This is a genomic window from Dellaglioa sp. CoH-56-MRSF-10 (genome assembly GCF_056782175.1).
On the sequence record NZ_JBXAYF010000159.1, the window covers coordinates 1 to 236 of the forward strand.

Sequence of the window (236 nt, forward strand, 5' to 3'; positions counted from 1 at the left end):
GCCAGAACCTCCGCGGGTTCAGGTGGCGCGAATTATAATCAGTTCGCTATCTCTTCGGACTACGCGCTATCAAAACGCACCGACGCCTACGCAATGGCATCGTTGCAACTGGCAAGCGGTACCGACTCTACTGGCGGAAAGGCCGTTGCGGCAATCGACACACTGACTCCCTCGGCGAACAATCGCCAGGCGGTGCTCCGAGTTGGCTTGAGGCATAAGTTCTAACCCGTGAATTT

At 56.4% G+C, this 236-nt stretch carries 1 pseudogene; it reads left to right on the forward strand.

The window, feature by feature from the left end:
• Window positions 1–225, forward strand: a pseudogene (locus AC1RP4_RS08125) (hypothetical protein); the annotation flags it as partial.
• Between the last annotated feature and the right edge of the window lie 11 nt (window positions 226–236).